Annotated in this window: 14 protein-coding genes; 9 read left to right on the top strand and 5 right to left on the bottom strand. The window is 69.1% G+C overall.

Translation table 11 applies throughout. The features are described 5' to 3' along the window. The 3 genes from ERC79_RS06645 to ERC79_RS06635 form a co-directional block, all read right to left on the bottom strand. Positions 1-1623, bottom strand: coding sequence for a RecQ family ATP-dependent DNA helicase (locus tag ERC79_RS06645; RefSeq protein ID WP_242676758.1), 1623 nt, complete (start codon positions 1621-1623; stop codon positions 1-3). 4 nt (positions 1624-1627) lie between these two features. Then, positions 1628-2248 carry an alpha/beta family hydrolase gene (locus ERC79_RS06640; RefSeq protein WP_131576782.1) on the bottom strand — a complete coding sequence of 207 codons (621 nt, stop codon included), beginning with the start codon at positions 2246-2248 and terminating at the stop codon, positions 1628-1630. Between the two features lie 111 nt (positions 2249-2359). Then, entirely contained in the window at positions 2360-3253 is an 894-nt protein-coding gene (locus ERC79_RS06635) for a 1,4-dihydroxy-2-naphthoyl-CoA synthase (protein ID WP_131576780.1), read from the bottom strand. A gap of 84 nt (positions 3254-3337) precedes the next feature. Between ERC79_RS06635 and ERC79_RS06630 the strand changes: the two genes are divergently transcribed. The 3 genes from ERC79_RS06630 to ERC79_RS06620 are packed head-to-tail and all read left to right on the top strand — an operon-like array spanning position 3338 to position 5480. Beyond that, on the top strand, positions 3338-3988 hold the full coding sequence (locus ERC79_RS06630; protein WP_131576778.1) for a PaaI family thioesterase: 651 nt from the start codon (positions 3338-3340) through the stop codon (positions 3986-3988). Positions 3989-3990: 2 nt separating this feature from the next. After that, positions 3991-4986: an o-succinylbenzoate synthase gene (locus ERC79_RS06625; protein ID WP_131576776.1), complete on the top strand. Its 996-nt coding sequence runs from the start codon at positions 3991-3993 to the stop codon at positions 4984-4986. 47 nt (positions 4987-5033) lie between these two features. Continuing rightward, positions 5034-5480 (top strand): hypothetical protein, encoded by a 447-nt coding sequence (locus ERC79_RS06620; protein WP_131576774.1) that lies wholly within the window; start codon positions 5034-5036, stop codon positions 5478-5480. Positions 5481-5530: 50 nt separating this feature from the next. Here the strand turns inward: ERC79_RS06620 and ERC79_RS06615 are convergent, their stop codons facing one another. Then, positions 5531-6121, bottom strand: coding sequence for a flavin reductase family protein (locus ERC79_RS06615; RefSeq protein WP_131580810.1), 591 nt, complete (start codon positions 6119-6121; stop codon positions 5531-5533). 78 nt (positions 6122-6199) lie between these two features. Between ERC79_RS06615 and menD the strand changes: the two genes are divergently transcribed. From menD to ERC79_RS06590, 5 genes are all read left to right on the top strand, one after another. Next, on the top strand, positions 6200-7846 hold the full coding sequence (menD, locus tag ERC79_RS06610; protein WP_131576773.1) for a 2-succinyl-5-enolpyruvyl-6-hydroxy-3-cyclohexene-1-carboxylic-acid synthase: 1647 nt from the start codon (positions 6200-6202) through the stop codon (positions 7844-7846). Between the two features lie 7 nt (positions 7847-7853). Further along, complete coding sequence (locus ERC79_RS06605; protein WP_131576771.1) at positions 7854-8276, top strand: DUF3592 domain-containing protein; 423 nt, start codon at positions 7854-7856, stop codon at positions 8274-8276. Positions 8277-8312: 36 nt separating this feature from the next. Continuing rightward, positions 8313-8987, top strand: a complete 675-nt coding sequence (locus ERC79_RS06600; RefSeq protein WP_278249724.1) for a phosphatase PAP2 family protein — start codon at positions 8313-8315, stop codon at positions 8985-8987. Positions 8988-9010: 23 nt separating this feature from the next. Further along, on the top strand, positions 9011-9709 hold the full coding sequence (locus ERC79_RS06595) for a demethylmenaquinone methyltransferase (protein ID WP_131576770.1): 699 nt from the start codon (positions 9011-9013) through the stop codon (positions 9707-9709). Between the two features lie 142 nt (positions 9710-9851). Continuing rightward, positions 9852-12134, top strand: coding sequence for a LuxR C-terminal-related transcriptional regulator (locus tag ERC79_RS06590; RefSeq protein WP_242676757.1), 2283 nt, complete (start codon positions 9852-9854; stop codon positions 12132-12134). A 15-nt stretch (positions 12135-12149) separates the two neighbouring features. Here the strand turns inward: ERC79_RS06590 and ERC79_RS06585 are convergent, their stop codons facing one another. Next, positions 12150-13421: a geranylgeranyl reductase family protein gene (locus ERC79_RS06585; protein ID WP_131576767.1), complete on the bottom strand. Its 1272-nt coding sequence runs from the start codon at positions 13419-13421 to the stop codon at positions 12150-12152. A gap of 116 nt (positions 13422-13537) precedes the next feature. Here ERC79_RS06585 and ERC79_RS06580 point away from each other — a divergent pair, with 116 nt between their 5' ends. Beyond that, positions 13538-14593: a polyprenyl synthetase family protein gene (locus ERC79_RS06580; protein ID WP_131576765.1), complete on the top strand. Its 1056-nt coding sequence runs from the start codon at positions 13538-13540 to the stop codon at positions 14591-14593. Positions 14594-14703 lie beyond the last annotated feature (110 nt).

Genomic DNA, 14703 nt, shown 5'->3' with positions numbered 1-14703 from the left:
TCACGGGACCCGTTGCAGCAATCCGGTGCCGCCGATCGCATCCAGTGAGAGGATCCGATAGCCCTGTTCGTCGAACAGGACAGTGATCCGATCCGGTTCCACTCGCATCACCACGCCGTCGCCCCACGCGCGGTGCCGCACCCGCGTGTCGACCGGAAACTCCGATCGGGTGGAAATGTCTGGGGTGGCAGGTGAGTCGTCATTGTCGCAGTTCCCGCACGGCCGATCGGGGTGGACGGGATGCTCGCCGAAGTACTCGAGCAGGAATCGCCGTCGGCACCCACGGGTCTCGGCGTAGCCGCGCATCATCTCTACCCGGGACCGGTCGATGCGCTGGTCGACGGTCGCGACACGCACCGCCGCCGCGACCGCGGACTCGGCGGACATCCCGGTCGTGGCGATCCCGGCGCGCCCATCCGTCACTGCGCCCGCCCGTACCAGCAGGTTCACCGCGTTGGTGACCGTTCGGGACCGCAGATCGACGTGGGGTCTCAACTCGCGCAAGGGGATCGGGGTCGAGGGGACCGCCTGATAGATCCGCCGGAGCGCATCCTCGTGAGGTCTTCGGGTCGCGAAGAAAGTGCGCAGCGCCAGGTCCTCCGGACGATAGAACAGCACCGCCAGAGCGGGTTCGGAGTCGCGACCCGCACGGCCGATCTGCTGGTAGTAGTCGTCCAGCGAGTCGGGCACCGACTCGTGCAGCACATACCGGACGCCGGGCTTGTCGATGCCCAGCCCGAACGCCGATGTCGCCACCACGACGTCATACCGGTCATCCAAGAAGCCCTCGTGGATCCGCGCACGCTCGGCCGCCCGCATCCCGCCGTGATATCCGGCTGCGTGCAGACCGGACTCGGTGAACCACTGCGCGTACTGCTGCGTCGCACGGCGGGTCGCGACGTACACCAGCCCGGTGCCGTCCACGGTGTGGATCCGCGCGAGCAATGCCCGGCGCTTGTCCTTCGCGGTGGTGCACCGCTGCACCTCGAGCCGCAGGTTTGGTCGGTCGAAGCCGCCCGCGACCAGGACGGGATCGCGCATCCGCAACTGCGTGACGATCTCCTCCCGAACCGGCGGCGAAGCCGTCGCGGTCAGCGCCAGCACCGGAGGATGCCCCAAGCGTTCGATCGCGGCGCCCAGGCGCAGGTAGTCGGGCCGGAAGTCGTGGCCCCACGCGCTGATGCAGTGCGCCTCATCCACCACGATCAGCGAGACTCCGGAGCGATCGATGCGGGCGAGGGTGTTCTCGTCGGCCAGTTGCTCGGGGGACAGGAACAGGTATTCGGCACCGGCCTGTTCCACTGTCCGCCAGGCCGTCTCGGTGGCGCGCCGGCCCAGCGTGGAGTTGACGGCGACCGCGATCGGCGCGTCGTCGGCCGACTCGATGCCCGACACCTGATCGCGCTCGAGCGCGATCAGCGGGGAGATCACCAAGGTCATGCCTTCGCGTAGTGCCGCGGTGACCTGGTAGATCGCCGACTTGCCGTACCCGGTCGGCATGGCCGCTACGACATCGCGGCCGGCGAGTAGCGGCGCCATCGCCTCGAGCTGCCCGGGTTTGAGCCGGTCCCAGCCGAAGTCCTCGCGGGCCACCCGGCGCAGGTCGTCGGAGCGGTTGCACACGGTGTCAGCCGTCGCCGTGCGCGATGAACCACTCGCGGGCCTGTTCGGCGACGATCTCGAGTGTGCCGGGTTCGGCGAAGAGGTGTGTGGCGCCGGGGACGATTCGTAGCTCGTGCTCGCACGTCATCTGTGCGGCGGCGAGTTCGTTGAGCTCGATCACCGTGGTGTCGAGCGACCCGACGAGCAGCAGCGTCGGCGCGCGGACCGCGGGGAGCCGGGCGGCGGCCAGGTCTGGCCGTCCACCGCGGGAGACCACCGCCGTGATGTCTGCGCCGGGCTCGGCGGCAGCCCACAACGCCGCGGCGGCGCCGGTGCTCGCACCGAAGTAGGCGATCGGCGGCATACCGTCCCGTAGTAGCTCGGTGACCTGCGTGAGCCGGTGCGCGAGTAGTTCGATGTCGAACACCAGCCGGCGGTCGCCCTCCTCGTCGGGGGTGAGCAGGTCGAACAGCAGGGTGGCGAGACCTGCGCCGTGCAGGTGCTCGGCAACGAACCGGTTCCGCGGACTGAACCGGCTGCTGCCGCTGCCGTGCGCGAACATCACCAGACCGCTCGCGTCGTCCGGTTCGGTGAGCGTTCCCGACAGTGCGACGTCGTCCAGGGGGAGAGCAAGCTCGGTGCCCATCTATCCATTGCACACCCGATCGGGGATGCACTCCAACCCCGTGTCGCTCCACAATCGGCGGTGCCGCGCCCGCGATCGGCGGCGCGGCACGACGAAAACTGGAGCGTCAGCTCAGAAGTACCAGGGGTACGGCGACCAGTCCGGGTCGCGCTTCTCGAGGAACGAGTCCCGGCCCTCGACGGCCTCGTCGGTCATGTACGCCATCCGGGTGGCCTCGCCGGCGAACAGCTGCTGGCCGACCAGTCCGTCGTCCTGCAGGTTGAACGCGTATTTGAGCATGCGCTGCGCCTGCGGCGATTTGCCGTTGATCTTGGTGCCCCACTCGATCGCGACGTTCTCGAGCTCGTCGTGGTCGACGACCTTGTTCACCGCGCCCATGTGGTGCATCTCCTCGGCGGTGTAGGTGTCGCCGAGGAAGAAGATCTCGCGGGCGAACTTCTGGCCCACCATCTTCGCGAGGTACGCGCTGCCGTAGCCGCCGTCGAAGCTGCCCACGTCGGCATCGGTCTGCTTGAAGCGGGCGTGCTCGCGCGAGGCCAGCGTCAGATCGCACACGACATGCAGGCTGTGCCCCCCGCCTGCGGCCCAGCCGTTGACCAGAGCGATCACGACCTTCGGCATGAACCGGATCAGCCGTTGCACTTCGAGGATGTGCAGGCGCCCGGCGCGGGCCTTGTCGACAGTATCGGCGGTCTCGCCGGACGCGTATTGGTAGCCGCTGCGGCCGCGGATGCGCTGATCGCCGCCCGAGCAGAACGCCCAGCCGCCGTCCTTCTCGCTCGGGCCGTTGCCGGTGAGCAGCACGCAGCCGACATCGGATGTCATGCGTGCGTGGTCGAGCGTGCGGTAGAGCTCGTCGACGGTGTGCGGGCGGAACGCGTTCCGGACCTCGGGGCGATCGAACGCGATGCGGACGATGCCCTGCGTGACATGACGGTGGTACGTGATGTCGGTGAGGTTCTCGAAACCGGGTACGGGACGCCAGAGCTGCGGATTGAAGGTCACGGATCCGAGGATATGCGTACCGCCAGGTGTGTCGGAGGCCACCTCGCGCAGGTCCCGGGGAACCCTCGGCGATACGGTGCAGAGATGAGCGAGCAGCAGCTACAGTCCGACGGCCGGTCCGACGCCGACGTCCACGAACATCACGGCGGGTTCCCAGTGTTCCGGCCGGTGCCGGCCGGGCCGGACTTCGGTCGCTTCGTCGAGGCGCTGCGGCGGCTGCAGGATCTCGCGGTCTCCACCCACATCCCCGACGACATCATCGACGATGCAATCGAGCGCGCCGAGGCACTTGGTGACCTGCTCGAGCCGTATCGCGTCCCCGAGGGCAGGTCGCCGGCCGGCTTCAATCCGCAGCTGCCCGGCCGCGGCAGCCTGTTGATGCTGCCGTGGATGCTCGAGAAGGTCGACGCCGAGTCGGTGCGTTCACGCGGTGTGTTCCGCCTTTACCACCGCGGCGGCAACGGCGCGGCGCACGGCGGCACGCTGCCGCTGCTGTTCGACGACCTGCTGGGCATGATCGTCCACGCGTCCGGCCATCCTGTCGCCCGCACCGGGTACCTGCACGTCAACTACCGCAAGATCACGCCGCTCGAGACGGAGCTCGTGGTGGAGGGCCGTGTCGACCGCGTCGAGGGCCGCAAGATCTTCTGCACGGCGGAGCTGCGCGACCTGGACGGTGTCGTCCTCGCCGACTGTGAGGCGCTGATGGTCCAGCTGCTGCCCGGCCAGCCCTGACCATGTTTCCGGTCGGCGACGAAATCCTGTCACGTGCCCGCGTGGTGGCGTTGCCCATGCGGGTGCGCTTCCGCGGCATCGCCACTCGCGAGGCAGTGCTGCTCGAGGGCCCGGCCGGGTGGGGCGAGTTCGCGCCGTTTCCCGAGTACGACGACGCCGAAGCCGCGCACTGGTTGCGTGCCGGGATCGAGGCCGCGTGGCTCGGCCCGCCGGCGCCGCTGCGCGAGCGTGTCCCGATCAATGCGACCGTCCCCGCGATCGACCCGGACCGGGTGCCGGAGATCCTCGCGCGGTTTCCGGGCGCGCGCACCGCGAAGGTGAAGGTCGCGGAGAAGGGGCAGACCCTTGCACAGGATGTCGCGCGGGTGACGGCGGTTCGAGAGCTGATCCCGAATGTGCGGGTCGACGCCAACGGTGGCTGGACCGTCGAGCAGGCGGTCCGCGCGCTCGCCGCGCTGACCGCCGACGGCCCGCTCGAGTACGCCGAACAGCCGTGTGCCACCGTGCCGGAACTGGTGGAGGTCCGCCGACAGTTGCCTGGCGTTCCGATCGCCGCCGACGAGAGCATCCGCCGCGCCGAGGATCCACTGAAGGTGGTCCGCGCGGGCGGCGCCGACGTCGCCGTGGTGAAGGTTCCACCGCTCGGCGGCATGCGCCGGCTGCTCGCGTTGGCTGACGAGCTCGCCGGCCACGGTGTGCCCGTCGTGGTGTCGAGTGCGCTCGATACCGCCGTCGGGATGGGTGCCGGGCTGGCGGCGGCCGCCGCGTTGCCGGGACTGCAGCTCGCGTGTGGACTCGGCACGGGAGGTCTGTTCGAATCCGATGTTGCGGCACCACGGGAGATGGCCGACGGCATGCTGGACGCGAGCCCCGTCGTCCCCGACCCGGACCGGCTCGAGGCCCTCGCGGCGCCGGCCGAACGCGCCGACTGGTGGTTCGCGCGGCTTCGCCGATGCCACGAACTGCTCGTGACCTGTGGGGACATCTCGTTCGTATAGTGTCGTGCCCGGCCAGAAATGGACCGATCGATACGGAGGCATTCAAAGTGGTTGCAGCGCTGAACGAAACCCTGTTGGACGATGCACGGAAGCCCGCGGTCCTCGCGGACGTCCAGGCGCTCGTCGACGCCGAGGTGTCGGACAAGAAGGGTGCGTCCGGTCTGGCGCTCAAGGGCGGGTACTCGGCGGTCAAGAAGGTTGGTCCGTCGATCGTTCCCGACGCCGTCGAGGGTCTGCTTCCGTCGTTCGTTGCGCGGCTCGAGCCGTTCTGGCAGGAGTTCGTGACCAGCGGAGAGGGCAGCTTCTCGGGCTTCCTGACCGCGCGCAGCGATGCCGCCGCGGACGCCCTGCTGGGCGTCACCGACGAGCGCATCGAGGGCACCGACAAGGGCGCGATCAAGAAGGTCTACTCGACCCTGCGTCCGTCCGCGAAGAAGCACGTGGTCGAGGCGCTCCCTCGACTGGGCGACCTGGTACAGAAGCACGCAGGCTGACGCCTGTGCGTGGTTGTCGAGCCTAGGGACTCGACAACCGCGCACAGGCGTCAGCCAGTCGGCCGGCTGATGCGGCGCACTGGCGGTGTCAGACCCCATTCGTCGCGGCCGAGTCTGCTCAGCGGTGCGATCGCGGTGAACTCCGGCAGGCCGTCGTCGGCAAGAGCGTCGGGTCGCACCGCCACCGCCAGCACGTCACCCATCACGACGAATGAGGTGCCCACCTCGATCACCTGGCGCAGCGAGCACTCGATCGCGATCGGTGAGTCCGTTACCCGGGGCACCCGCACCCGCTCGCTGGGCTCGCTCGCGATACCGAGGGCCGTGAACTCGTCCGCGCCCGGTTCGTACGGCGCCGAACTCGCGTTGACCTGGTCGACCATCCTTTCCGTCGCGAGGTTGACGACGAACTCGCCCGTCGCCTCGATGTTGCGGAGACTGTCCTTGCGGGTGACCGACGTGAACTGCACCACCGGAGGGCTCACGCTCGACACGGTGAAGAAGCTGTACGGCGCAAGATTCGGCACGCCGTCCGCGGACAGACTCGAGACCCAGGCGATGGGTCGGGGCACCACCGACGCGGTCAGTAACGGATAGAAACGGCCCGGAACCATCTCGGCGGGGTCGAAGACTGTGCGCACCATGCCGACCATCGTTGCAGTGACCGAGTACAGATGCCGCCTGGGACCTCGACCGCCGCGTCTGCCAATCTGGAAGGCGTGAATCCGTCCACTGCACAAGCCACCGCCGTCGTCGACGAACTGGTCCGGGGCGGGGTGCACGAGGTTGTGCTCTGTCCGGGTTCGCGCAACGCCCCGCTCGCCTTCGCGCTACAGGCTGCCGATGCCGCCGGACGGCTCCGCCTGCACATGCGGATCGATGAGCGCACCGCCGGTTTCCTGGCGATCGGCCTCGCGGTCTCCAGTGGCCGACCCGTCCCGATCGTCATGACGTCGGGGACCGCGGTTGCCAACCTCGGACCGGCGGTGCTCGAGGCCAACTACGCGCGCATCCCGCTGATCGTGCTCAGCGCCAACCGGCCCTACGAGATGCTCGGTACCGGTGCCAACCAGACCGTCGAACAGTTGGGACTGTTCGGCAGCCAGGTCCGCGCGACGATCAGCCTCGGCCTCGCCGAGGAGGCCGGTGACGAGTCGCAGCGCGGTCTCCGCTTCGACGAGCAGAACAGCCAGTGGCGCAGCGCCGTGTGCCGCGTCCTCGCGGCCGCCCGCGGCACGCGCTCCGGCAACGCCGGTCCCGTTCACTTCGACATCCCGTTGCGCGAGCCGCTGGTGCCGGACCTACGCCCGCAGGGCCTCGTTCCCCAGGGCCGGCCCGGTGGTGCGGCCTGGACCACTACCGTGAACGCGACGCTGGACGTCCCGATGGACCTCGACGTCACCGCCGACACGGTCGTGATCTCCGGCCACGGCTCCGCCCTCCGGCCCGAACTGGCACATCTGCCGACCGTCGCCGAACCGACCGCACCGCTGCACGGGCCGCCGCTGCATCCGCTGGTGCTGCCGCAGCTCAAGCCGCGACAGGCGATCATCACCGGGCGGCCGACGCTGCACCGTCCGGTCTCGAAGCTGCTCGCCGATCCGGCCGTCGCGGTGTATGCGCTCACCACCGGTCCGCGCTGGCCCGACGTCTCCGGCAACGTGCTCGCCACCGGTACCCGCGCGGTGGTCGCGGGGGAGCCTGATCCGGTGTGGCTCGCGCGGTGCCGGCACCTGACCGAGCACGCCGACAAGGCGGTGCGTTCGCAGCTGTCCGCGCATCCGAAGACCACCGGGCTGCACGTCGCGGCGGCGATCATGGATGCCCTCACCGACGGCGACCAGTTGCTACTCGGGGCGTCGAACCCGGTCCGGGATGCCGCGCTCGTCAGCTACCCGCGGCCGGGTGTGAAGGTGCTCTCCAACCGCGGTGTCGCAGGCATCGACGGCACCGTCTCGACCGCCGTCGGCGCGGCACTCGCTTACGAGAGCGAGGGCCGGACGGTCGCGCTGCTCGGGGATCTCACGTTTCTGCACGACGCGTCCGGCCTGCTGATCGGCACCGGCGAGCCACGTCCAGCCGACCTGACGATCGTGGTCGCGAACGACGACGGCGGCGGCATCTTCGAGCTGCTCGAGCAGGGCGATCCGCAGTACGCCGGCGTGTTCGAGCGGGTCTTCGGCACCCCGCACGGCATGGATCTGGCTGCGCTGTGTGCCGCCTACCGCGTCCCGCATCGCCGGGTGGGTCTGGCGGAACTGACCGCTGCGCTCATGACGCCGGGAGAGGGCGTCCGGGTGCTCGAGGTGGCGACCGAACGGTCCGGGCTGCGTGATCTGCACGCGTCGGTGCGGGCGCAGCTGTGAGGCGGTCATGAGCCCCCGAGCCGCGCATCGCGCGGCGGTGACGATCGTCGTCGTCGCCACCAGTATCTCGGTGCTCGCGGTGCTGCTGATCCTCGCGGCGTGGCGCAACGACCACACCATCGAGTCCGACATGGGCACCGCGACCGCCGAGGTGCTCTCTGCGGGATCGCTGCGGTCGGCCGTGAGTTTCGTGACTCCGGACGGCATCACCCACAATCCGGTACTCGGCGTGCTCTACCCGACCAAGCTCACCGCGGGGCAGCGCATCGACGTCGAGTACGCGCGCAGCGAACCCGATCTCGTCCGGGTCGCCGGGCGCGACGCGCGCGTCGCGATCGTGCCGGCAGGCTCGGTGATCGTGGTGACGTGGCTGATCACACTGCCCACATTGCTGATTCTGCGCCGGAAGTCGCCTACCAGGAGTTCCTGAGAAGTTCGCTCAGGAAGGGTTTCTAGACTCGGTCGGATGCGAAGGAGTTCGGAGCGCGCCGGGATGATGCTGATCGGTGCCGCGGTAGTAGTCGTGGTGCTGTATCTGCTGCGTGGCGTCAGCGCCGCGATCTATCGCGCGATCGTCCCGCACACCTCGGGCCTGCCGGGTATCGGCTTGATCGCCGACGTCGCGCTGCTCGCGCTCGTCGCGGTGTTCGGGGTGCTCGCCGCCCAGATGTGGCGCACCCGATCGCCGTACCTGGGGGAGTTGCTGATGGGCGGTGCCGGCGTCGGCATCGCGTACGGACTCAGCATGGCGGTCAAGTTGCTGGTCGGCGAGGATCGGCCATGCCGTGTCGAGCTGTCCCTCGCGGACTGCCCCGCTGCGGGGGACTGGTCGTTCCCGAGCAGTCATACCGTCATCGCTGTCGGCCTCGCGACGGCGATCGTGCTCGCGTCCGAGCGGCTGCTGTCGACGCGCCAGCGCGGTCTCGTGATTGCACTGGCGGCGCTCGTCGGCCTGGCACGTGTCCTGCAGGGTGTGCATTACCCGCACGACGTCCTCGCGGGTGCCGTCTTGGGTTCCTCGGTGACGATTGCGGTTGTCGTGATGCTCGTTCCGTGGGCGCGTGGCAAGGCGCGCTCACTCGCAGGCTCGCCCGCGCCGGATGGGAGCCGGGAGAGTCCGGCGGCGGACGTCGACGTGTGACCCGGTTGGTAGCGTTGCCGACCGTGGCAACTACACACGGGTCGCGGGCCTCGCTCGCGAAGGATCCGCACGAGGTCGCGTCCATGTTCGACGGTGTCGCCAAGCGATACGACCTGACGAACACGGTGGTCTCGTTCGGTCAGGACCGCAGCTGGCGCAAGGCCACGCGGGCGGCCCTGGACCTGAAGCCGGGGGAGCGGGTGCTGGACCTCGCGGCCGGAACCGGCGTCTCCACCGTCGAGCTCGGCCGCTCCGGCGCCTGGGTGGTGGCCACCGACTTCTCCAAGGGCATGTTGCAGGCCGGTGTCGGCCGCAAGGTCCCGATGGTCGCGGGCGACGCGATGAATCTGCCGTACGCCGACAATGTGTTCGACGCCGCGACCATCTCGTTCGGCCTGCGCAACGTCTCCGACTTCGACGCCGGACTGCGCGAGATCGCCCGCGTCACCAAACCGGGCGGACGGCTCGTGGTGAGCGAGTTCTCCACCCCGGTCTTCGGTCCGTTCCGCACCGTCTACATGGAGTACCTGATGAAGGCGCTGCCGCGGGTCGCGCGGGCCGTCAGCAGCAATCCCGACGCCTACGTCTACCTCGCCGAGTCCATCCGTGCATGGCCGACACAGGAGGAACTTGCGCTGCGTATCGAGGCCGCCGGCTGGCGGAACGTACAGTGGCGCAACCTCACCGGCGGCGTCGTGGCGCTGCACCGCGCGACCCGCTGATACACCAGTGCAGATACCGGTCAGCGAATCGTGTATCTCGTTCGTCGTCGGCGTAGCGTGACGGCAGGGGACTCCGCGAGAGGCGAGTGCGTTGCCTATGCCGACCACATCCATGAGCCGCCGCAGAGTCGGGAATCTTCCGGTGGAGTTGACGAGTTTCGTCGGCCGACGCGCGGAGGTCGCCGAGGCTCGCAGGTTGCTGACGACCGCACACCTGCTGACGTTGACCGGAATCGGTGGGGTCGGTAAGACACGTCTCGCACTGAGGGTTGCGAAGGCGTCGGAGCGGGCGTTCCCTGACGGGGTCTGGTTCGTGGAACTCGATGAACTGCACGACCCCGCGCTGCTCGCAGAGACTGTCGCCGGCGTCTTCGGGTTGCGGGATCAGTCGTCGCGGCCGGCTCGCGAACTGCTGGTCGAGTATCTGGTCGAGCGACGCGCACTGATCGTTCTCGACAACTGCGAGCACCTGGTCGATGCGGTCGCGGTACTCACGGAGTCATTGCTTCGCAGATGTCCGGATCTGCGCATTCTCGCCACCAGTCGTGAGGCGCTCGGAATCGGCGGCGAGGTGGTGCTGCGGGTGCCGCCCATGGTTGCCCCCGATCCGGGCCGGCCACGGTCGAAGCCCGGCATCCCCGAGAGCGAGGCGGTGACGCTGTTCGCCGAGCGGGCCGCGTCGGTGCTTCCAGGTTTCGACATCACCGAACACAATCGCCCCGCGGTCGCCTGGATTTGTCATCGGCTGGACGGATTGCCGCTGCCGATCGAGCTCGCCGCCGCCCGCATGCGGGCGATGTCCGCGGACCAGATACGGAACCGTCTCTCCGACCGCTATCGGCTTCTCACCGACGGGAGCAGAGTCGCACCGACCCGGCAGCAGACGCTCAGGCTGTGTGTCGACTGGAGCCACGAGCTGTGCACGCCTGACGAAAGGGTGGCATGGGCGAGGCTGTCGGTGTTCTCCGGAGGATTCGATCTCGAGGCGGCCGAGTTCGTTTGCGGGCGGGAGTTGCCGCCGGAGGATCTACTCGACGTGGTTGCGTCGCTGGTCGACAAGTCGATCCTGCTCAGCGAGAAGGCCAATCACGGGGTCCGGTATCGCATGCTCGAAACGCTCCGCCAGTATGGCCAGGAGCAACTCGCGGCCACGGGTGAGTTGTCGAATGCCCGGCGAAGGCACCGGGACTGGTTCGAAGGGCTGGTGCTGCAAGCGGACCGGGAGTGGATCGGTGCGCGGCAGGCGCACTGGATGCGGACATTGTTCGCCGAGCAATCGAACATCCGGAGCGCACTCGAGTACTGCCTGCACGAGCCAGGCGAGGCGGGTGCAGCGGTGAGGATTGCGGCGGCATTGCATGAGTACTGGTTGTGTCGCGGCATGCTGGGTGAGGGACGGCACTGGATCGCACGCGCCGTCTCCGGCAGCGATGACCGTCCCGGAGCGGATCGGGTCCGGGCACTGTGCGCGGCGGGGCAGTTCGCGGGCATGCAGAGCGACTTAGCGGAAGGGGCGGCACTCGTGGCGCATGCCAGGCGCCTGGCCGACGAGCTCGGGGATGCGGACTCGCTCGCTCTGGTCACGCACGGGGCCGGACGGATGGCGATGGTCAGCGGCGATCTCGACGGTGCCGTGGGTTCGCTGACGGATGCGCTCGCATCGTTCCGCGCGGCGGGCGACACACACCTGACTGTTCTGGCGTTACAGGGATTGGGCATTGTGCGCGGCATGTGCGGTGACGTCGAGCAGGCCGTCGCATGTCACGAGGAAGTCATGTCGATCACGGCTGCGCTCGGCGAATCCGAGTACCGTGCGCGCGCCATGTGGCTGCTCGGTCTGCAGATGTGGACGCGGGGAGATGCCGAGCGGGCCTCGGCTCTGGCGGTCGATTCGCTGCGGCTCTCCCGGATGGTCGACGACCACTTCGCGGCCGAAGGTTGTATCGAACTTCTCGCCTGGACCTGCGCTGACGGCCGATCGGAACGTGCCGCGGTCCTGTCCGGTGCTGCGGAATCGCTCAGCCGGGCGATGGGTACGCCGCCCGCGGCCATTCCGACGACGGTCGTCCATCATGAGGAGTGCCGGAGGCAGATCCGCCGTGTTCTGGGGGAACGAGAATTCGACGCCGCATTCGCGCGTGGCGGCGCGATGTCCTTCGAAGATGCTGTCGATTATGCACTCGAGGAGAAGACGCCCCCGGCGACACCGGCGGAGCCGCGGACCGCGGATGCGCACACCCTTACCCGGCGCGAACGGCAGGTCGCCGAGCTGGTCGCCCGGGGTCTGACGAACAAGGAGATCGCCTCCGAATTGGTCATCGCCCAGCGCACCGCGGAGGGCCACGTGGAGCACATCCTCTCCAAACTCGGGTTCACCTCCCGAGCGCAGATTGCCACCTGGGTTGCGGGCCAGGCAGCCGAGTGACGAGTGTGCGCAAACTCAGCTGAACGGCGGGCGGGTGTCGAGGCGCAGCGACGCTGCCCCGGATGCCCGCCACGCGCGGGCGGTCAGATCCAGATCCTCTTCGGTGACGAGATTGCCCATCACCCGTACCGCGACGGTCATCAGGGCGCGCGAGCGCAGCGCGACAGGCCCCGACGCCGGCAGGAACCGGGCCAGCGTCAGCAGGCCGGCGAGGCGGCGCGCGATCGAGAACGCGTGGCCGTAACGCTCCCGCAGGATCGCCGGCCACACGTCGCTCAGGTCGTCCCGGTCGAGGACCTCAGCGATCAGCCGTCCACCTTCGAGGCCATAGTCGATGCCCTCGCCGTTGAGCGGATTCACACAGGCCGCAGCGTCGCCGATCAGCGCCCAGTTGCGGCCCGCGACACCCGAGACCGCGCCGCCCATCGGCAGCAGCGCCGACGCCACCGAGCGCACGTCACCGTCCAGCTGCCACTCGGCTCGCCGCTGCGCAACGTACAGCTCGAGCAGCGGCCGCAACGCCCCCGGTGCGGGACGTTTGGCAGTCGCGAGCGTGCCCACGCCGATGTTGACCTCACCGGTCCCGAGGGGGAACACCCAGCCGTAGCCGGGTTGGACGGTGCCCGCCTCGTCGCGCAGCTCGAGGTGCGAGGTGATCCATGGATCGTCGCTGCGCCCGGACGTTGCGTACGCGCGCGCCGCCACGCCGAACGCGGTGTCGCGATGCCACTCGCGACCCAGCTGCTTGCCGAGCGTCGACCGGACGCCATCGGCGACGATCAGCCTCGAGCACGCGACAGTCCGGGTGCCGTCGGCCGTCTTCATTGTCACCGCGCGCACCCGGTCGCCCTCGCGTTCGACCCCGACTGCCTTGGCGCCCTGGACCATCTGCGCACCCGATTTCACTGCTGCCTGTCGAAGCCGGTCGTCGAGCTCGGTGCGGCGCACGGCGCTCCCGATGTGGGGGAGGGTGCCGCCGGGCCAGGGCAGCTCGAGTTCACGACCCCAGCCGGTCAGGCGCAGCCCCCGGTTGACCGTGTGTTCCCGGACCCACGTGCCGAGGCCCAGCCGGTCGAGCTCGGCCACCGCGCGCGGTGTCAGGCCGTCGCCGCACGTCTTGTCTCGGGGGAATGTGGCGGCATCGACGAGGAGGACGTCACGGCCGCTGCGTGCGGCCCAGTCGGCCGCCGCGGAACCGGCCGGGCCCGCGCCGACAACCAGGACATCTGTGCTTGCGGGCAGGGTCGGTGCAGCATCGGACCCAGCGGTCGGGAAATGTTCGGCCACCACCCCAGTATCTTCTCAGGCGAGGTTCGTGCACCGCGGCGAGGGCAGGTGGGGTGATGGCCGGAGAAACCGCTAGGTTCACTAGCGTGGTTACCGAGGCGTCACCGACTACAGGAATGGGTACTGACATCGTGAGCACTGAGGGGTCGGAGCAGGCCGCGGCCGCAGCGGGGTCCAGCACCGTCGTGGCCGGCGTGGATCTCGGCGACCAGCAGCTGGCCGACGTGGTCCGTGACGGTCTCGCCCGCGTCGAGGACCTCATGGTCAGCGAGCTGTCCGACGGGGAGGACTTCCTCACCGAGGCGGCCTTGCACCTCGCGAAGGCCGGCGGCAAGCGCTTCCGGCCATTGTTCACGGTGCTCACCGCGCAGCTCGGGCCCAATGCGTCGGATCCGTCGGTGGTCACCGCCGCCACCGTCGTCGAGCTCGTCCACTTGGCGACGCTGTATCACGACGATGTCATGGACGAGGCCACCATGCGCCGCGGGGCACCCAGCGCAAATGCCCGCTGGGGAAACAGCATTGCCATCCTCGCCGGTGACTACCTGTTCGCGCATGCCTCGCGCCTGGTGTCCACGCTCGGGCCGGAGGCCGTACGGATCATCGCCGAGACCTTTGCCGAGCTGGTCACCGGTCAGATGCGCGAGACGATCGGCGTCAGGGAACCACAGGATCCGATCGAGCACTACCTCAAGGTGGTGTGGGAGAAAACCGGCTCGCTCATCGCGGCCAGCGGGCGCTTCGGCGGAACCTTCTCCGGCGCCGGTGCCGATCAGATCGCGAGGCTCGAACGCCTCGGTGACGCCGTCGGCACCGCGTTCCAGATCTCCGACGACATCATCGACATCTCGTCTGCGTCCGAGCAGTCCGGTAAGACGCCGGGAACCGATCTGCGCGAGGGCGTGCACACGCTGCCCGTGCTGTACGCGCTGCGTGAGGAGGGCGCCGACGGCGACCGACTGCGCGAGCTGCTCGACGGCCCGGTCACCGAGGACGCGGCCGTAGCCGAGGCGCTCGCGCTGCTCGAGCGGTCCCCGGGTATGGCCGCTGCGAAGGCCAAGCTCGGTGAGTACGCCGATCGGGCGCGCGCCGAGCTGGCCGAACTGCCGCAGGGTCCGGCCAGTGCGGCGCTGGCGCGTCTGGTCGACTACACCGTCGAACGTGTGGGCTGACGTCAGTCCGGCATAGCGTGTCCACCAGTCCGGGAACCGTCTCGCCGGGCTGGTTCGTTGTCAGGAAAGATGCCGGCCGGGATCCGGCGTCGGTGAACAGGGAAGAGGCG

This window comes from Rhodococcus sp. ABRD24 (assembly GCF_004328705.1).
Classification (GTDB): Bacteria; Actinomycetota; Actinomycetes; order Mycobacteriales; family Mycobacteriaceae; genus Prescottella.
Note: the sequence above shows the minus strand (reverse complement) of the source record. Positions and strands in the feature narration are given on the sequence as shown.